This is a genomic window from Haloarchaeobius litoreus, assembly GCF_024495425.1.
GTDB lineage: Archaea > Halobacteriota > Halobacteria > Halobacteriales > Natrialbaceae > Haloarchaeobius > Haloarchaeobius litoreus.
Genome location: NZ_JANHJR010000004.1, coordinates 302,579 through 320,219, shown reverse-complemented (window position 1 = coordinate 320,219; position 17,641 = coordinate 302,579). Strand labels below are relative to the sequence as shown.

The following is a 17,641-nucleotide window of genomic DNA, read 5'->3' as shown; positions in this document are numbered from 1 at the left end:
CCGTACCGGTCGCATAACAAAGGTCGGACTCGCCGACGGGCGGGACAGTATGCTACGCTTCGTCGCGACGAGTGCCACGCGACGGTCACGGCCGGGCTGTCGGGGGGAGAAACGCGAGACGAACGGCCGCAGGACCGGGGTCGGAACAGCACGATGACGAGCCATCGAACCGTGCGGACCGCGCTGCTCGCCATCGGCTACCTCGCACTCGCACTCGGGGCTGCCGTCGCGCACGGCTCCCCCGCCCGTGGGTACGAGCTCTCGATCTACGGCGCGACGCCCGCTGCCCTCTGGCTCGGCATCGCCACGGCTCTCCTGACAGCGGCCGTCGCCGGCCTCACCCCTGGTGTCTCCCGGAGCCGTCGGCTCGCGGCCACCGGACTGGTCGGGCTCTCCGGTGTCACGATTGCGGGGCTACCACTGCTCCGGAACTACTACTTCTACGGCTCCGGCGACTCGTTGAGCCACCTCGGCTGGGCGCGCGAGCTGGCCGGTGGTTCGCTCTCGCCCACCCAGCTCCTCTATCCCGGGGTCCACGAGCTCACCGTTGTCCTCGGGAGCGTCACGGGGGCCACCCTCCGGCTGACGATGCTCTGGGCGGTCCTCGTCTTCGCGACGCTGTTCCTGCTGTTCGTCGCGCTCTCCGTCCGTCTCCTCTCGGGGCGACGCGAGGGGCTCCTCGTCGGGGCGTTCCTCGGACTCCTGTTCGTCCCCATCAACGTCATCGCCATGCACATGCTCCCCCACACGTCCAGCCAGGCGGTGCTGTACGCACCGTTCGTCCTGTTCCTCCTGTTCGTCTTCCTCGAGCAGGACGGCTGGCGGCCGGTCAGGAACCCGCCGACCGCCGTGGGGGTGTTGCTCGGGCTCGCGTCGCTGTCGGCGATTCTGGTGCATCCACAGCAGGCGGCGAACCTCCTCGTCGTGTTCGCGACGGTGGCCGGCATCCAGCTCGTCGCCCGGGTGCTGTTCCCCGAGAGCAGGGCCGCGAGGCAGCGACCGGTGTACGTCCAGACCGCCATCTTCGCCCTCGCCTTTCTCGTCTGGGCCCCGCGGTTCCAGCGCGTCGGTGGCAACACCAGCGCCATCGCGTACAACATCGTGTACGGCTCCGGTGGTGGCTCCGAGGTCGTGACCCAGAAGTCGACCTCGCTGACCGCCGTCGGCGGTTCCGTCCCCGAACTGTTCGTGAAGCTGTTCCTGACCGACGTGGTGCTCTCCATCCTCGCCGCCTCGGTCCTCGTGCTGGCGTTCCTCGGCCGGCTGACCGAAGCGGAGACGGCACGCTCCCAGTTCGTCCGCTACCTCGGGCTGGCGCTCGTGCCGCTCTCGGGCCTGTTCCTGATGATGTTCGTCGGCGGTCCCGGTGACATGTACTTCCGTTACCAGGGGCTGCTGATGGTCCCGGTCACCATCCTCGGTGGAGTGGGGCTGGTGCGCTGGCTCGGGGACGACGGCGCAGGCGGGCGCTTCCCCATCCCGGCACGGGTGCTCATGGTCTGCCTGCTGCTCGCGATGGTGCCGCTCGGGGTGCCCGCGCTGTTCGGCTCCCCGTACGTCTACCAGTCGAACTCGCAGGTGGTCGAACTCGAGTACGAGGGCTACGAACACGCCTTCGACGTGCGGGCGGAGGGCATCGAGTTCACCGGCATCCGTGGCGGGCCAGAGCGATACGTCGACGCCGTGTACGGGACCGAGCAGGCCCGGAACCGGCTCGAATTCCCCGGCTACGAGGACGCCGTCGCGGGGCCGACGTTCGAGCGCGGACTGGGTTACGAGTTCAACAGGGACCGCTACTTCACCGTCGGCGGCGGCGCGTACGAACGGGAGGTGGGCCTCTTCGACGGCCTTCGGTACAACGCGACAGGCTTCCAGAAGCTCGGGACCGACCCTGGCGTGAACCGGGTGTCGAGCAACGGCGGCCTCGAGCTGTACTACCTCTACGGCGACGGCGAGGACGACGGTGAATCGGGGACGGCCTCGCTCGACTGCCCGGGACCGGACGCGCGGACGGACCGGCCACGAGCTGAGGGAGCGCCGGACGCCGGCGGGTGTGCCTGACGTGTCGGACGACCCCATCGCGACGATCCGGCGCGGCGCGAGCGCCTCGCTCGCGGCGAGCGTTCTCGACAAGGTCGCCAACGTCGCCCTGGTCGTCCTGCTCGCCCGGGTGCTCCTCACACCTGCGGAGTACGGCCTGCTCAACGTTGCCATCGCCGCGCTCTCGGTCGTCTCCATCCTCGCGACGCTCGGACTGCCGAAGTCGACGGCCCGGTACGTGAACGAGTACCTGGACGGTGAGTCGGGACAGGTCCCCCACGTCCTCCGGACCGGCGCGAAAGCCGTCGGCCTGACGACGCTCGTCGTGGCCATCGCGCTCGCCGTCTTCCACCGCCATCTCGCCGACCTGCTCGGGCAGCCCAGCGTCGCCCCGTTCCTGCTCGTGGGGACGCTGTATGTCGTCGTCCGGGCCGGCTTCAAGTTCATCAACGCCGTGTTCCAAGGGCTGAACCGGGTCGACCTCAGCGCGCTCACCGCCGGGGTCAACGGCGTCGCTCGTGTGACGTTCGCGGTGGGGCTGGTCGTCCTCGGACTCGGTACCTACGGGGCGTTCCTTGGCTACGTCGCGGGCTACAGCCTCGCTGTGGTGGTCGGTGCCGTCCTGCTCATCGGGCGTGTCTACATCCCGACCGATTCCGCGAGCGAGATGGAGCCCGGGCTGAGCCGACGCCTCGTCGAGTACGCCGTCCCGCTGACGGCGACGCGTGGCGCGAACGTCCTCGACAAGAAGGTCGACGTTGTGCTGGTCGGCTCGTTGGCGAGCCTCGCGGCGGCCGGCTACTACACGGTGGCCAAGCAGCTCTCGGACATCGTGTCGATGCCGGCGGCGTCGTTCGGCTTCGCGCTCTCGCCGGTGCTGGGCGAACAGTCGGGGACGGGCGACCGGGAGCGCGCGGCCCGGCTCTACGAGCAGTCGCTCACGTACGTCCTGCTCTGTTACGTGCCGGCGTGTGTAGGGCTGGTGCTCGTCGCCCGGCCGACCGTCGTCTACGTCTTCGGCTCGGCCTACGCGCCGGCAGTTCCGGTCGTCCAGGTGTTCAGCGGGTTCATCCTCGTCAACGCCGTCAACAAGATCACGAGCGACGCGCTCGACTACATGGGCCGCGCTCGCGCCAGGGCGACCGTCAAGACCGCGATGGCCGTCTCGAACGCCGGCCTGAACGTCCTGCTCATCCCGGTGTACGGCGCGGTCGGCGCGGCGGCCGCGACTGTCTTCACCTACACCGTCTACACGGGGACGAACGTGTACGTCATCCACACCGAGCTCGGGCTCCGCCCGCTGCGGCTCGTTCGGCGAGCGGCGGTCGTCTGTGTCATCGCTGTCGGGATGGGCGTCGTCGTCACGCTCGCACTGCCGCTCGTCGGTGGGCTCGCGACGCTGTTCGGAGTCGTCGGCGTCGGTGCCGGAGTGTGGGTGGTGCTCGGGGTGGGCTCGGGGCTGCTCGACGTGGAGCAGCTCCGGACGTTCGTCCGGTGAGTGCCGGCGACGGTCGGCCCGCTCAGAAGGAGGTGTTGCGTTCGTCGCGGGGCCCGCCCGACGAGGGGGACTCTCCACCCCGGTCGTCGTAGAACTTCCGCCCGACGTGGCGCTCGTCGAGGTTGCACACGAGGTGTTCGTACAGGGCCGTGGCGCTGTCGAACGACGCGCCGTCAGCGGGGGCCAGCAGGTCGTCGATGGTCGTTGTCGCGTCGACGCCAGGGGCGCTCACCTCGACGAGTCCGATGCGTCGGCGGACCTCGTCGTCGGCGACGGGATAGTCGAGTGCGAAGCCGAGGTAGGGTTCCAGTTCGTTCGGGCGCATGGTGGGTAGGGGTCTGACCGACTCGGTCGGTCGTCTGAAGACCGACGCGCGGGACGCCTAAACCCGATGGACCGTTCACCCTGGAATGCGACTCGTTACAGCACTAATAAGGTGCATAACAAACCCCGCCGCCCTCGCCAGTGCGGGGGATGCCGTCGAGTCACGACCCCGCCGTCAGCGCGGGCCGACACGCGGAGGAATCGTCGCCAGAGGGAACAGCCGACCTCGCGGACGCGACGGTGCTCGTCACCGGTGGAGCGGGCTTCATCGGACGCCAGCTCGTCCAGACGCTCTCGCCGGGCGTCGAGACCAGAGTGCTCGACTCCGGGACGAGCGACCGTCGAGCCGGGCTGCCCGACGAAACAGCGGTGCTCGAAGGGGACGTGACGAATCCAGCGGACCTCGCGGCGGCGATGGCCGGGGTGGATGTCGTCTTCCACCTCGCGGCGTACTCCTCGGTGCCGGCGACGCTCGACCATCCGACGCGGTCGCTCGACGTGAACGCCGTCGGCACCGCGGCGGTCCTCGACCGGGCACGGACGCAGGACGCCAGGGTCGTCGTCGCGTCGAGTGCGGCGGTGTACGGTCGGCCCGCCGAGACGCCGATCCCCGAGGATGCCCCGCTCAGACCGCGCAGTCCGTACGGGGTCGGCAAGCTGGCCGCCGACCGCTACGCACGTCGGTACGAGGACTGGTACGACGTTCCGGCCGTCGCCCTGCGGTTCTTCAACGTGTACGGCCCCGGGCATCGGAACGGTGTCCTCGCGACGTTCCTCTCTCGCGCCCGGCAGGGCGACCCACTCGTGATTCACGGTGACGGCTCTCAGACGCGCGACTTCGTCCACGTCGACGACGTGGTCCGGGCACTGCTCGCCGCCGCGAGGACCGACGCCACGGGCGAGGCGTTCAACGTGGGGACCGGCGAGACGACGACTGTGCGGGAGCTCGCACGACTCGTCCAGGAGACGGTCCCCGGTGGGGTCGACGTGCTGCACGACGACCCGCGGCCGGCCGACATCGAACACAGCTGCGCGGACGTCCGGAAGGCCCGCGAGCAGCTCGGGTTCGAGGCCGAGCTCGAGCTGGAGGAGGGGCTCCAGCGCCTCGTCGACGGTCCGGACAGCTGACCGCGGGTCGAACTCAGCCGAGCAAGGGACGGATGTCGGGATGGTCGGCGTGCTGGCCCGGTTCGACACGGCCCGCTGCCACATCGTCGCGGAACGACTGCCAGCCCTCGTGTCTCACCATGATGCGGACCGGGACGGACTGGACGTCGAGCAGCTTCGCGATGGCGAGCCGGTTCCGTCCGTCGCAGAACAGGAACTCGCCGTCGCGGCCGACGTGGACGGCGATGTCGTCCTCGATGCGGCGCGCGAGCCCGTTCGGTCGGTCCTTCCGGGCTGGTTCCGGGCCGTCGCTTCCCAGCAGTTCGGCCTGGGACCGGACGCCATTGCGGGCGATGTTCTCGTACAGTTCGTCGAGCTCCGCACACCGGCGCTCGAAGTCGGCCCGACAGCGACACCCCCACCAGCGTTCGCCGTCCTCCATCCTGTCGAGGATCTCCGCGAAGAACCTCGTCTCCTCCCAGGGCACACCGTCCTCGAAGTGCGCCCGGAACGACCGGTAGAGCGTCCGGTCGGTGAACCGTTCCGGATGCCGGTCCCAGTTCCCGCCGACGACGCGCCCAGCGCGTCGGTACTTCGGTGCATCGTCGAAGAACTCGGCGGTGCGCTCGATCGCCGACGGTGGAATCCGGTCCACGCGGAACGGGTCGATAGGTGCGTCGTATGACAGGTACGACCGGCCCCTGACCCACGCCAGGTACGCGCCGGCGTAGACCGAACGAGCGTGGCCGAGGGGCCGGGCAGTCCACGGGTACGCGGAGATCGTCCGGCGGCCGAGTGCCCTGACCGCCCGTTCAATCCGTGCACTCATGGAGCGGGAGTAACATCGTGTTTTTCGTCATGTTATTCTGGCGACACTCTAAAACAACTCTATAACAATCCGGGTCGCTCCCCAAGCAGAGTCTGGGGTGGCCGTGAAGCGGCGCTCCGTGGTCGAGAGTCACCAGTCTCTCACCCCCCAAACCCCCTGCGACTGAACGTCGTCACTACCCATCCACCGACTCCGGGGTTCACGTTCCGCCCACGCCCGGCGGGGATCCATCACCATCATCCGCTTCGCCACCCCCTTTCCTGCGGTCCTCACGTTTCGAGACGTCCCTCCGTCCGGCGCACGAGCAGCGGGCTGCACGGTCACTCGTCGTCGACGAGGGTGTGTTCGGTGGTGCTCTCCGGAGACGCGGTTGCGGCGTCGCGGATCGACTGCTGGAGCCGGACCGTCCACTGTCCCTCGGAGAGCGGCACGGGCATCGGCTCGCCCTCTTCGATGGCTCTGGCGGTCTCGTCGTACTGGTAGTAGTGGCCGTTGAGCTCCTTCTCGGACTCCCAGCCGCCGTCCCGGGCGCGTCGGGCGACCGACCGCAGGTTCCCGAGCGTCGACCGCCCCCGGGCGAGGACCTCGTCGGCGTTCTTCATCGCGCGGGCCCTCGAGGAGGCCTTGTAGTCGCGCTCCAGTGGGACCAGCGACTGCGAGACGAGGTCGACGACGAGCGACCCCTCCTCGCCGTGGACGTACAGCGAGCGGTGCGGAACGGTCCCGGAGAGCATCGTCGCCGAGCAGAGCCGTCCGTCGGCCGTCGGGTACTGGATGGTCGCGCCGTCGTAGCCGAAGTCCATCTCGTACTCGCCGCCGAGCGTGGTCGTGGCCTGCACGTCCTCCTCGTTCCGGGGATAGCCGCCGACGTTGAGCAGGATGTACAGCGGGTGTGGCAGCCCCTCCTCGAACTCGCCGCCGACCAGCTCGAAGCTCCACTCGCCCCGGTTCGGGACGTCCGGGCGGGTCGAGCCGGTGTACAGCAGATCGACACCCCGGACGCTCCCCAGCGCGCCGGCCTGGATGCGGTCACGGGCAGCCCGAACCGCCGGCCCGAACAGGTGGTTGTGGACGACCGACGCCGGCACATCGTGGGCTTTCGCGGCGTCGGCGATGTCCTCGACGGCCCGCACCGTCTCGGTCACGGGTTTCTCGATGAGCACCGGGATCCCCCGTTCGATGGCGGTGACGGCGATGTCCCGGTGGGTCCGAACCGGCGTGCAGACGTGCAGCCAGTCGAGGTCCTCGGTGTCGAGCATGTGGTCCAGGTCGGTGTAGGGCGTGATGCTGTGGCGCCGGGCTGCCGCCCGCGCCGCCTCGCTGTCGAGGTCGGCGATGGCGACGAGCTCTGTACGCGGACAGGCCGAGAGGCCGGAGAGGTGGGTTTCGGAGACCGTCCCGGCACCGACGACTGCGGTCGTGAGCGTCATGCTACCTGCCATGGACCGTGGCACGGCTTTCGTTATGCGGGGGCAGTACGACGGTAGCGGCGGACTAGGATAGCAGCTGGCGGGCGGTGGGGGACGCGCTACGAGCCGTGGACGAGTCTGCGGAGCCCACCGGCACGACGCCGGAGCCAGCCGAGTCCGGGGGCGCCGTCGAGCCACCAGACGAGTGACGCCAGGAGCAGCAACAGGAGCTCGAACGCGAGGTACCGCCGTCCGACCGGGCTGGTGAGGAACGCGAGGAACTCGCGGTGTTGCTCGAGCAGGTGGACGAACGCCGGGCTGTCGGGCTGTCTCGTCGCGGTCGGCGTCAGTGGCCAGAGCAGGAAGCCGGTGTCGAACTCGCCGCCGAAGACCCCCGACGCCAGCACGTCCAGCGGCAGGTGGCTGAGGTAGCCGACGCTGAACGCGACGCCGAGCGCCCCCGCCCGGCGGTCGCGGGCGACCAGACCGACCAGGAGGACCACCGGGACCGCGACGAGCAGCGAATGCGCGAGCGAGCGACCGCCCGGCAGCACCCCGAAAACCCACGACAGCGGCTTGTCGACCAGGTCCGGGAACAGGGCACCGACGGCCACCGCGGCTGCGGCGGTCGCAGCCGGTCTGCGACCGACCAGTCGGCTCCCCAGACTGTACGTCAGGTACGCGACCGCGATGTGCTCCCAGGGCCACATGGTCAGCGGCCCTCCGAGCCGAACGCAGTCGTGTCGAGGTCGGTGGTTCGACGAGCGATTCGTTCCTCGTCGTCGTCCTCTCCAGCTTCGTCCCTTTCCTCGTCACCTCCTTCCTCGTCGTCCCGGTCGACGCCCTCGTCCGCAGCGTCACCGGCCTCGTCCGCAGCGTCACCGGTCTCCTCGACCGACAACCAGAGGTAGAGATGATGGGCCGCAGCCTCCGGACTCGGGTTCGTGGGGGCCTCGCCTTCGTAGACGTAGAAGCTCAGTCGCAGCGACTCGCCGAGCAGGTCGGGGGCCACCGAGAGCTCGCGTACCACTCGCTGGTCCGCCGACACGGTCAGTGTCACTCGTTCCAGCTGGCTCCGCTGGACGACCTGCTCCGACGGACCGATTCGCTCCACCACCGCGACGACGGTGTAGCTGGTGCGTTCTCCTTCGCCGTTATCGACGAGTAAGGAGGTGTCTATCGACTCGCCCACGGTCACCGACCGGGGGTAGTCTGCGGCGACGTACTCGCCTGACTCGTTCTCGGTGACGAGTGTGACGGTGGTGTGCGAGGCGTCCGGTCCGGGCGCGGCGAGCCCGTGACCGACCGATGCGACCGCGACCAGCATCGCCAGCACGAGGACGACGTCGAGGCGGTCGAACCGACCCTCTGCGACGAGGGTGCGAGGATCTGCGACGCCGTCGCGACGCTCCGGCGGGTAGTTTCTCCGGCGGATGTAGCCCACGCCTGCGCCGAGCACCGTCCACGTCACGAGCAGTTCCAGGAACGGGACTGCGGCGAGACCACCCGGAGACAGCGGTGCGAGAAGCAGCGCTCCGAGCACCACCAGCGCGACGCTCGCGCCGACGGCGACGGCCAGGCGTTCGATGCGGTCGAGGCTCCCGGGGTCCGTCGCATCCGACGCACGCACAGGCAGCAGCGCCGTTACGAGCGCGTACCCGGGCGCGAAGGTGACAACCGGGACGCCGATGACTGTCCGGAGGAGGACGCTGTCGAGGATGGCCAGCAGCACGGCCGCGACGAGGACGAATCCGACGAGCAGCGCGAGGTCGTAGGAGTACCGCGGCGCGGATTCGGCCCGTGTCGGCTCCCGTGCGGGCGCGTTCTCTCCGACGTGCGCGTCGCTCATCGGCGGGCTCGATGGCGGCTCGTCGGTTTGCCCGATGAGGGGCGGGGGCTATCGATTCGGGTCACTATCTCGCTCCCTGGGGCGACCGTCGCATTGTAATGAGACGCCTACCCGGCGCTGTCATCGGAGAGCGGCCACACCCCCCGGTTAAACGGCGCACATAACAATCCGCAATGTGTGTGACTTTTCCTCATGGCAGGGACGACAGTCGACCCGGAGACGTTCAAAGCCACCCTCTCGAACAGCCCCTCCGCGGTAACGGTCCTCACCGTCTCGGGGACGGACGGAACCGACCCACACGGCATCACCGTCAGCTCCTTCGCGAGCGGTTCGCTCGAACCGCCGCTCGTGGTGGTCGGCATCGACCGCGAGAGCGAAACCCACGAACGCCTCGTCGGCGACGAGACCGGCTTCTGTGTCAACCTGCTCGCCGCAAACCAGCGGGACCTCGCCGAGCACTTCGCGGACATGACCGATCTGGGCGACCCGTTCCGTCGGTCGCACAGGACGAGCCGGTCTGGCGCGCCGGTGTTCGACGACGCCGTCGGCTTCCTCGACTGCGAGCACTTCGAGGCGGTCGAGCTCGGTGACCACGTACTCCACGTCGGACGGGTGGTCGACGCCGCCGTCCTCGACGCGTCGGCACCGCCGCTCACCTACTGTCGCGGTGAGTGGGGGACCGTGACCGATGACCCGCCAACGTGGCGGCGCGTCGGCTCCTGAGGGGTTCGGAACCGGCCGGGACGGTCGCTTCGGCCCGGACGGAGACCGGCCTAGGCGTGGAAGTAGTTCATGCAGTAGTACACCGGCCGCTCGTAGATGTCGGGCTCCTTGGCGAAGTGGACGTGCGAGCCGATCTGGGCGTTGTTGTAGTGGGCGTGCGCCGGTCCCTGCAGGATGCGGTGGAGGAGGCGCGGGTCGATGCGCATCCGGACGTACTCCTCGCCGTCGGCGGCCTCGTCGCGCGAGCGGTACTCGATGCCGTCCCCCTGGAGCGACAGCGCGGCCGTCGTGTCCTCGACGAGGTCGAGCAGGACGGTCGTGTCGCTCTCGAAGCCGATGCCACGGCGCTTCTCCTCCATGTGCTCGTACGCCACCGGGAGCAGTTCCTGCAGCTCCGCGAGCGACGGCATCTCGTCGTCGTGGTAGTCGAACGACCGGTCGGCGAGCTCCTCGTCGATGTAGGCCTGCTTCCGTTCGGGGTCGACCGGGGTGTACGGTGCCGACTGCGTCCCGGTCTCCAGGTCGAACGCCTCCTCGCTGTTGAGGAGGATGCAGGTCGAGTCCTCGGGGACGTTCTCGCTCGCCTCGAAGTACTCCTTCGCCTCCGCCCGGCGCATGACGCCGACGTACTGGTTCAGGTCCGAGAGCGGCCCGGCGAGGGTGTAGCTCCCCGCGAACGGCATGTAGTAGTCCGGCTCGAACACCTGGACGAACGATTCGGCGTCCTGGCACATCTCGACGGCGACCTCCTCGGCAGCCTCGAGGCGCTCCTCGTGGCTGTAGTCGAGCATGCACTGCGGGTAGAAGTTCGCCGCGCCGTACTGCATCAGGAGCATGTCGACCTCGCCGTAGCGGTCGAGCACCCGCTGGGACGCGGCGGCGGTCATCGGCCAGCGACAGTCGTTCGCGTTGACGAGGACGTGCTCGCCGTCATCGAACACGCCCATCGAGTCGATCTGGGTCGACCCCTCGGTGCCGCCGGTCACGTCGTCCATGAACCAGCCGCAGCCGAAGTACTTCCCGCAGACCTCGGGGTCGCAGTCGTCGGATGCCAGCACGTTCAGGTGGAGGTCGTCGCCGAGGTGCATCCGCTCGTCGTGGGGGAGTTCGATGACGTCGAACCCCCACCGGCGGAGGTTGTCCGCGAGGAAGTCCCACTGGTAGTCGTGGACGATGACAGGCGTGTCGGTGTCGAGGCGCTGGAGTGTCTCCGGATGACAGTGGTCCGGGTGGATGTGCGAGACGTAGATGTAGTCCACGTCCGCGTAGTCCTCGGGCTCGAACGACAGCGGCGGGTAGTGCGCCCACGAGCCGTAGAACGCTCCGTCGACGAGCCAGGGGTCACAGAGGACGCGGGTGTCGCCCTCCTCGACGACGACGCTCGACGACTTCAGGTGTCTGAGTTGCATACGCCGGCGTTCCGATGCTCGTCGCTTTGTTACCGAGTAACTGTACGGGGTAACAGCCTGCTATCGGGTCCTGCAGGCGACTCCTATCGCTTCACCACGCGGGGAGTCACCTGCTGGCCCGATGGAGCAGGTGGGTCAGCACGGCTGCGAGTGCGAACAGGCCGGCGAGGACGCCGTAGCCGGGTGTGCCACCGTCGTCACCGCCAGGGGTCGTCGTCCGCCTGTCGGTGGACTCGCCGCTCTCGCGCACGACGACCTCTGCGCGCTGGTCGCCGACCTGTGCGGTGTAGGTGCCCGCTGCACTGACCGTCACGTCGAACGCCACGTCGCGGCGCTCGCCGTCCGGCAGGACGACCTCCTGACTCTCGACGACCTCCCCGAACAGCTGGAGGCCAACGTCGAACTCGCCCTCCGCGTTGCCCACGTTCTCGACGGTCGCGGTGACCGTGAACGACTCGTCCACCCGCACCGGATCGTCGACCGCGACGTCCGACACCGCGAGCTCCGGCTGGGCCTCCGCCACCTCGACATCGGTTCGCGCGCCGCCGACCTCGACGGTGTACTCGCCGGGCTCGGGGAACGTCGCGTTCACCGTCACGCTCTCGTTCGAGAGCGCCGGGACGGTCACCTCCCGGGAACCGACCCGCTCGTCGTCCGCGACCAGGTCGACCCGGATGCTGCCCTCGCCACCACCGTCGTTGACGAGGTCCACCCGGACAGGCGTCGGCTCGCCGGCCACCGCCGACTCCGCGTCCGCGCCGCGGACGCTGATGGCGGGCTCGTTCGACTGGCCGACCCGGACCCTCATCGACGCGGGTTCGCTGGTGCCGACGGCGCTGGCGGCGACGACCGTCGGCGTGTACGTCCCCGCGCTCCCGTAGCTGACCTCGGTCGTCGCGGTGTCCGTGACGCGGTCGACCGCGCCGTCGCCGTCGAAGTCCCAGCGATAGCTGGTGGCCGGCACACCACCGTCCGTGTTCGCACTGAGCGTCACCGGCCGGTTTCGAGGCACCTCGGCGGGTGTCGCCCCGACCGACGGTGTCGGAAGCGAGAACCCCGCACAGCTCCCCGGGGCGACGAGTATCGGTTCGGTCATATCGAGGCTGACGGACTGGCCGCCGTCGCCGACCAGCAGCCACCGCTGGACGCGGTGGTTCGGTGCGCCGGAGTGCTCCCACTGACCCCAGGCGGGTGCGCGTTCGTTGAACGCGGGCCGGACGACGATCGGCTCCGTGGCCGACGCGATGCCGCGGAACGCGCCACCGTCGGTCCGCTCGGGACCCCACTTCCAGTCGACGGTCGTCTCGGTCGTCCCGACGTCCCAGACGTCGTCGCGCCCGGGGTAATCGTCGTCCTGGACCGCCCAGGAGCCGGCCGCCGGGAGGTTCTGGAACTCGAAGGCGGCGGTGCTGCCGCCCCCACCGCCGCTGTCGAGCTCGCCGTGGAGGGCGACCAGGCTGTCCCCGCCTGGCCCCCGGTAGACGAACAGCGTGCTGGTGCGGTCGCGCTGGTACTGCCGGAAGCCGTGTGCGCTGTAGTCGTTCGCGGTCCGGTTCGAGTACGGGTTCCGGTAGTCGTACGCCGATTCGACGGACTGGCCACCGGTGACGGGGGAGACGTCGACGCAACGGTCCCCCTGGACGACGGCGTAGGTGTTCGGTGGCGGTGCGGTCGCGCCGCCGCCAGCCGTCGCGCCGACGACCGTCGCACTCAGGAGGACCACGAGGACGAGGGCGAGCGAGGCCAGCAGGGGAAGGCTCCGGCGCACCGCCGGCCCGTGCCCCTCGACCCGCCCTTCGTCACCCGCGGACGTGTCCGGTTCGAACATCGCAGTGGTCTGCGGGGAGTCGGTGCATTGTTATGCTCCGCGTGCGCGGGCCGCCTCTGCACCGTGTCGGGGTCGTCGACCGTCCTCCCCGTTGCGACCTGCACCGACAACCGCCGGCTAACAATGGCCGCAGGCTGACTCCCCTTCCACGAGTCCCGCAACTACCATGTACGAAGGCCAGACAATCGGCGTCGTCGTCCCGGCGTACGACGAGGAGGGGTTCGTCGGCGACGTGATCGAATCGGTTCCGACCAGTGTCGACAGGGTGTACGCCGTCGACGACCACTCCACCGATGGGACCTTCCGTGAGATGCGGGAGGCGGCGGCGACCTGGAACGAGCGCGAGGACGGGCCGACCGTGGACACGATACGCCACGAGCGGAACCGTGGGGTCGGCGGTGCGATCAAGACCGGCTACCTGCGGGCACGCCAGGACCGGACCGACGTCACGGTCGTGATGGCGGGCGACGGGCAGATGGAGGTCGAGATCTTCGACCGGTTGCTGGACCCCATCGTCTCGGGGGATGCAGCGTACGTGAAGGCGAACCGGTTCGCCTCGGACGACGACATCCGCCGGATGCCACGCCTCAGACGGTTCGGAAACCGGGTGCTCGAGTTCCTCACTCGGATCGCGAGCGGCTACTGGTCGACGGGTGACCCCCAGAGTGGCTACACGGCCATCTCGCTCGAGGCACTCGACACGGTCGACATCGATAACCTGTACGAGTACTACGGCTACTGCAACGAACTGCTCGTTCGACTGAACGCCCGCGAGTTCAGGGTGGTCGACGTTCCGCGTCCCGTCACCTACGGGGAGGAACAGAGCGGTATCTCGCTCGGCTCGTACGTGCCCAGGGTGTCGGCGATGCTGCTCCGGAGCTTCATCTGGCGACTCAAGGTCCGGTACCTCGACAGACGCGTGCGGGACGTCCCGGGCCTATATGTGCTCGGATGCTGTGGCATCGTCCTCGCGGCCCTGGCCCGGGGGCTGGGACGGTCAGAGCGCACGGGGAGACTGGCCCGAAACTCGATGATGGCGCTGGTGCTCGCGATGCTTCTCGACCGCGCACGGAACGGTCACCTCGACGATATAAACTCTGAACCTTCCAAGAAGGATTCCGAGTGATTTAAGGTATGGGGACAGTCTATAGCAGGTATCCGAGCATTCGCCACCGGGCACGGTATCAGTAGAGTTCGTTGACAGTAAGAGCGGGTGGTGGTTGGCATCGGCGACACTCGGGGACTAACTATGAACCAGGGAAGCACTACGAACGGTGACGCGGGCACCATGCAGGAGTACGAGACTCGGTTCGAACAGCACGGCGACGAATCTGTCGCGACGACGGTGGCGGTCGCGGTCGCCGAAGCAACGGGGCAGGACGTGATGGAACTTGGCCCACTCGGGTCGTCGGTCGATTGCGAGGCGCTCGACTCGCTAGTACGGTCCGCGGAGTCCACACTCTCCGTCTCCTTTCTCTACGAGCAATGCCGGATCTTCATCTCCGGAGATGGAACCATCGAGATTACGCGTCTTTGATAAAAGCGCCGGCAATAATGGATTATTGCCAACACGTTTACTACGGTGATTGGGGGCGGGCGGCGCGACGGTGTAATTCACCGCATCGCCCCTATTAATCCGCCACTGACGGAAGCAGTTGGACGCGGTTATGGTAAGATTCGTGGAATTAATTTTATAAGTGCCCTTGTCAATAGTACGCATGGTTGGGAGCGCTGGCGAACGGTGGCAATATCGCCTCGCACCCTTTGCGGTAGGCGACCGTGTAATGCAGATTTAGTGCGATTTGACAGGGAGTTCGAACGATACGAGGCCACGAAACAACGGAAATGAGCGCCCAGAACGATACGATTCCGACAGACGGTGGAGAATCGGCTACCGAGACCAAAACGGGGGACGAGCTGAACACGGGCGAGGCGGAGTCTGCGTCTACCTCAGCGGCGCGCGAGCTACCGCTCGACATCGTCTTCGAGATCATCCGGAACGAACGACGCCGACTGGTGCTGCAGTACCTCGAGGAGACGGACGAGGAGACGGTCGCACTGGGGGAACTCGCCGAGCACATCGCGGCCATCGAGAACGACACGACCGAGCAGGCCCTGTCGGCGCAGCAGCGCAAGCGCGTCTACGTCGGCCTGTACCAGTGTCACCTGCCGAAGATGGCGGACTCGGGCATCGTCGAGTTCAACAAGAACCGCGGTACAATCTCGCAGGGACCGAACGTCGACCAGCTCGAACCCTACCTCAACGTCGATACGAGCAAGAACGACGGGTCCCGGGAGGCGGTCGTCCTCGGCAGCGTGGCGGTCGTCGGCTACGCGCTCGCCGCGTTCGGCGGTTTCCCGGGCGTCGTCGCGGGCGGTGTCGTCATCTTCACATCGTTACTGGTGCTGGCGCTGAGCAACGGCAGCCGGCTGTCGCAAGGACAGTCGGAGTGACAGGTCTCTGCCGCCAATCACCGACGGTGTGGGAGATTCGGCGGCGGCTCCCGGCACGCACCGCCATCAGTTGTCCGTGACCACGGACCGCCAGTCCGGGGCTCCTTCTAGGAACGTGCTACCCGACATAGCTAGTTACTGTAGCGCACCAACTGACGTATAACTAAACGGATACTGGCGGACGCTACGGTATCGTGTTCCCCGTGAAACTGCGGGGGATACCCTACCATGTACACACTCGCATTACTACAGCACGGACCGGCCGACCGTCGCGCGGGTCGTGGGGTCGACTGATGTGTGGTATCATCGGGTACGTCGGAACGGACGACGCCGTGGGCACGTTGCTCGGCGGCCTCGCCAATCTGGAGTACCGTGGCTACGACTCCGCAGGTGTCGCCGTCCGCGATAGCGACATCACCGTCTGCAAACGCGAGGGAGATATCTCGGCGCTGGAGGCTGCCCTGGATGGCCGGTCACTGAAGGGCACCCTCGGTGTCGGCCACACCCGCTGGAGCACCCACGGCGAGCCGAGCGACCGCAACGCACACCCGCACACCGACTGTCGCGGGCGCGTGGCCGTCGTCCACAACGGCATCGTGGAGAACCACGACGAGCTGCGCGGTGAGCTGGAGGCCGCGGGCCACGAGTTCACGAGCGACACCGACACCGAGGTGATTCCCCACCTCATCGAGGCGGCGAGGCGAGCGGGAGACGACCACGAGACCGCGTTCAGACGCGCCGTCGACAGACTGGAGGGGAGCTTCGCGCTGGTCGCCCTGTTCGCGGACGACGACCGGCTGTTCGCGACCCGAGAGGGGTCGCCGCTCGTCCTCGGGCTGGACGGCGACGAGTTCTACCTCGCGAGCGACGTCCCGGCGTTCCTCGAACACACGAACGACGTCGTGTACATCGAGGACGGCGACGTGGTCGTGCTCTCCCGCAACGGTCCGACGGTCAGCAGTCCGCTGGGAGAGAACGTGACGCCGGACCGGAAGACCGTGGACTGGAACCCCGAGGACGCGACCAAGCGGGGCTACGACCACTTCATGCTGAAGGAGATCCACGAACAGCCCCACGCGGTCAGACAGAGCATCCAGGGGCGCATCCCGGATAGCCGGGAGTACGTCGCGCTCGACGAGTTCGAGCCCGGGGAGTTCGACGACGTCCGCGACGTGCAGTTCGTCGCCTGCGGCACGTCGTACCACGCCGCGCTCTACGCGCGGCAGTTCCTCCTCGACCGTGGCATTCCGTCGAACGTCCACAGTGCCGGCGAGTACGCGACGAACCCGCCGCCGCTGGAGGAGGATACCCTGGTCATCGGTGTCACTCAGAGCGGCGAGACCGCGGATACGCTCGCGTCGCTCAGGTACGCACAGGCCGCCGGCGCGCGCACACTCGCGGTGACGAACGTGGTCGGCTCGACCGCGGCCCGCGAGTTCGACGACGCGCTGTTCATCCGCGCCGGCCCGGAGATCGGTGTCGCGGCGACCAAGACGTTCTCGTCCCAGGTGGTGACGCTCGCGCTGCTCTCGGAGGTCCTCACCCGGGACCGCACTGGCTCCTACAGCGACCAGCTCGACACGCTCCTCGCGGGGCTCCAGGCGCTTCCGGACCAGTTCGAGTCGCTCCTCGGGACCAACGAGGTCTCGCACCTGCTCGAGAGCTACCGCGGCCAGGACGCGTACTTCTTCATCGGCCGCGCCGAGGGCTACCCCGTCGCGCTGGAGGGCGCGCTGAAGTTCAAGGAGATCACCTACGAGCACGCGGAGGGGTTCGCGGCGGGCGAGCTGAAACACGGTCCGCTCGCGCTCGTGGGGCCGAAGACCCCGGTGTTCGCCGTCTTCACCGGCCGCAACGTCGAGAAGACCCTCGGCAACGTCCAGGAGGTGAAAGCCAGGGGCGCACCGGTCATCGGCATCACCCACCAGGACCACGACAAGGTGACGGCCGTCGTCGACGACGTGCTCCCGATTCCGGCGGCAGCACCGTGTCTGCGCGGCCTGCTCGCGAACGTCCAGCTCCAGCTCGTGTCGTACCACGTCGCCGACGCCCTCGGGCGCGACATCGACAAGCCACGAAACCTCGCCAAGAGCGTCACGGTGGAGTGAACGGATGAGTACTCGAACGATGCAAGTCAGGGTGGTCGAAGTCGAGTATCACAGTCATACGGT

Annotated in this window: 15 protein-coding genes; 8 read left to right on the top strand and 7 right to left on the bottom strand. The window is 68.1% G+C overall.

Features of this window, described 5'->3' with window-relative positions; translation table 11 throughout:
• Positions 1 to 153: 153 nt before the first annotated feature.
• Both NOW55_RS19235 and NOW55_RS19230 read left to right on the top strand, forming a co-directional pair.
• Positions 154 to 2,061, top strand: a complete 1,908-nt coding sequence (locus tag NOW55_RS19235) for a hypothetical protein (protein ID WP_256401744.1) — start codon at positions 154 to 156, stop codon at positions 2,059 to 2,061.
• Positions 1,964 to 3,538 (top strand): flippase, encoded by a 1,575-nt coding sequence (locus NOW55_RS19230; protein ID WP_438266589.1) that lies wholly within the window; start codon positions 1,964 to 1,966, stop codon positions 3,536 to 3,538. Before NOW55_RS19235 ends, NOW55_RS19230 begins: the two co-directional genes overlap by 98 nt.
• 22 nt (positions 3,539 to 3,560) lie before the next feature.
• Here the strand turns inward: NOW55_RS19230 and NOW55_RS19225 are convergent, their stop codons facing one another.
• Positions 3,561 to 3,863: a DUF5789 family protein gene (locus NOW55_RS19225; RefSeq protein WP_256401742.1), complete on the bottom strand. Its 303-nt coding sequence runs from the start codon at positions 3,861 to 3,863 to the stop codon at positions 3,561 to 3,563.
• A 149-nt stretch (positions 3,864 to 4,012) separates the two neighbouring features.
• Between NOW55_RS19225 and NOW55_RS19220 the strand changes: the two genes are divergently transcribed.
• Entirely contained in the window at positions 4,013 to 4,990 is a 978-nt protein-coding gene (locus NOW55_RS19220; protein WP_256401741.1) for an NAD-dependent epimerase/dehydratase family protein, read from the top strand.
• Between the two features lie 13 nt (positions 4,991 to 5,003).
• Here NOW55_RS19220 and NOW55_RS19215 read toward each other — a convergent pair whose 3' ends face one another.
• From NOW55_RS19215 to NOW55_RS19200, 4 genes are all read right to left on the bottom strand, one after another.
• Complete coding sequence (locus NOW55_RS19215; RefSeq protein ID WP_256401740.1) at positions 5,004 to 5,798, bottom strand: ParB N-terminal domain-containing protein; 795 nt, start codon at positions 5,796 to 5,798, stop codon at positions 5,004 to 5,006.
• Between the two features lie 320 nt (positions 5,799 to 6,118).
• On the bottom strand, positions 6,119 to 7,228 hold the full coding sequence (locus NOW55_RS19210; RefSeq protein WP_256401739.1) for a Gfo/Idh/MocA family protein: 1,110 nt from the start codon (positions 7,226 to 7,228) through the stop codon (positions 6,119 to 6,121).
• A gap of 98 nt (positions 7,229 to 7,326) precedes the next feature.
• Positions 7,327 to 7,917, bottom strand: coding sequence for a metal-dependent hydrolase (locus NOW55_RS19205; protein WP_256401738.1), 591 nt, complete (start codon positions 7,915 to 7,917; stop codon positions 7,327 to 7,329).
• Between the two features lie 2 nt (positions 7,918 to 7,919).
• Positions 7,920 to 9,056, bottom strand: a complete 1,137-nt coding sequence (locus NOW55_RS19200) for a DUF1616 domain-containing protein (RefSeq protein ID WP_256401737.1) — start codon at positions 9,054 to 9,056, stop codon at positions 7,920 to 7,922.
• A 192-nt stretch (positions 9,057 to 9,248) separates the two neighbouring features.
• On the opposite strand from NOW55_RS19200, the gene NOW55_RS19195 reads away from it, so the two are divergent.
• Positions 9,249 to 9,779, top strand: coding sequence for a flavin reductase family protein (locus NOW55_RS19195; RefSeq protein WP_256401736.1), 531 nt, complete (start codon positions 9,249 to 9,251; stop codon positions 9,777 to 9,779).
• Between the two features lie 50 nt (positions 9,780 to 9,829).
• On the opposite strand, the gene NOW55_RS19190 is transcribed toward NOW55_RS19195, so the two are convergent.
• Positions 9,830 to 11,188: an MBL fold metallo-hydrolase gene (locus NOW55_RS19190; protein ID WP_256401735.1), complete on the bottom strand. Its 1,359-nt coding sequence runs from the start codon at positions 11,186 to 11,188 to the stop codon at positions 9,830 to 9,832.
• 106 nt (positions 11,189 to 11,294) lie between these two features.
• A complete protein-coding gene (locus NOW55_RS19185) occupies positions 11,295 to 13,016 on the bottom strand; it encodes a CARDB domain-containing protein (protein WP_256401734.1) in 1,722 nt (573 codons plus the stop codon).
• A gap of 166 nt (positions 13,017 to 13,182) precedes the next feature.
• Between NOW55_RS19185 and NOW55_RS19180 the strand changes: the two genes are divergently transcribed.
• The 4 genes from NOW55_RS19180 (at position 13,183) to glmS (ending at position 17,578) form a co-directional block, all read left to right on the top strand.
• Positions 13,183 to 14,142 carry a glycosyltransferase family 2 protein gene (locus NOW55_RS19180; RefSeq protein ID WP_256401733.1) on the top strand — a complete coding sequence of 320 codons (960 nt, stop codon included), beginning with the start codon at positions 13,183 to 13,185 and terminating at the stop codon, positions 14,140 to 14,142.
• Between the two features lie 162 nt (positions 14,143 to 14,304).
• Positions 14,305 to 14,553, top strand: coding sequence for a HalOD1 output domain-containing protein (locus NOW55_RS19175; protein WP_256401732.1), 249 nt, complete (start codon positions 14,305 to 14,307; stop codon positions 14,551 to 14,553).
• Positions 14,554 to 14,861: 308 nt separating this feature from the next.
• A complete protein-coding gene (locus NOW55_RS19170) occupies positions 14,862 to 15,470 on the top strand; it encodes a DUF7344 domain-containing protein (protein WP_256401731.1) in 609 nt (202 codons plus the stop codon).
• A 293-nt stretch (positions 15,471 to 15,763) separates the two neighbouring features.
• The gene (glmS, locus tag NOW55_RS19165; RefSeq protein WP_256401730.1) at positions 15,764 to 17,578 is read left to right on the top strand and encodes a glutamine--fructose-6-phosphate transaminase (isomerizing); all 1,815 of its coding nucleotides are present in this window, start codon (positions 15,764 to 15,766) and stop codon (positions 17,576 to 17,578) included.
• Positions 17,579 to 17,641 lie beyond the last annotated feature (63 nt).

What these genes read in the sequence shown, in the direction of transcription:
- NOW55_RS19235 (WP_256401744.1), top strand. Translation starts at nt 154, where the DNA reads ATGACGAGCCATCGAACCGTGCGGACCGCGCTGCTCGCCATCGGCTAC.
- NOW55_RS19225 (WP_256401742.1), bottom strand. Translation starts at nt 3,863, where the DNA reads ATGCGCCCGAACGAACTGGAACCCTACCTCGGCTTCGCACTCGACTAT.
- NOW55_RS19220 (WP_256401741.1), top strand. Translation starts at nt 4,013, where the DNA reads ATGCCGTCGAGTCACGACCCCGCCGTCAGCGCGGGCCGACACGCGGAG.
- NOW55_RS19215 (WP_256401740.1), bottom strand. Translation starts at nt 5,798, where the DNA reads ATGAGTGCACGGATTGAACGGGCGGTCAGGGCACTCGGCCGCCGGACG.
- NOW55_RS19210 (WP_256401739.1), bottom strand. Translation starts at nt 7,228, where the DNA reads ATGACGCTCACGACCGCAGTCGTCGGTGCCGGGACGGTCTCCGAAACC.
- NOW55_RS19205 (WP_256401738.1), bottom strand. Translation starts at nt 7,917, where the DNA reads ATGTGGCCCTGGGAGCACATCGCGGTCGCGTACCTGACGTACAGTCTG.
- NOW55_RS19200 (WP_256401737.1), bottom strand. Translation starts at nt 9,056, where the DNA reads ATGAGCGACGCGCACGTCGGAGAGAACGCGCCCGCACGGGAGCCGACA.
- NOW55_RS19195 (WP_256401736.1), top strand. Translation starts at nt 9,249, where the DNA reads ATGGCAGGGACGACAGTCGACCCGGAGACGTTCAAAGCCACCCTCTCG.
- NOW55_RS19190 (WP_256401735.1), bottom strand. Translation starts at nt 11,188, where the DNA reads ATGCAACTCAGACACCTGAAGTCGTCGAGCGTCGTCGTCGAGGAGGGC.
- NOW55_RS19185 (WP_256401734.1), bottom strand. Translation starts at nt 13,016, where the DNA reads ATGTTCGAACCGGACACGTCCGCGGGTGACGAAGGGCGGGTCGAGGGG.
- NOW55_RS19180 (WP_256401733.1), top strand. Translation starts at nt 13,183, where the DNA reads ATGTACGAAGGCCAGACAATCGGCGTCGTCGTCCCGGCGTACGACGAG.
- NOW55_RS19175 (WP_256401732.1), top strand. Translation starts at nt 14,305, where the DNA reads ATGCAGGAGTACGAGACTCGGTTCGAACAGCACGGCGACGAATCTGTC.
- NOW55_RS19170 (WP_256401731.1), top strand. Translation starts at nt 14,862, where the DNA reads ATGAGCGCCCAGAACGATACGATTCCGACAGACGGTGGAGAATCGGCT.
- glmS (WP_256401730.1), top strand. Translation starts at nt 15,764, where the DNA reads ATGTGTGGTATCATCGGGTACGTCGGAACGGACGACGCCGTGGGCACG.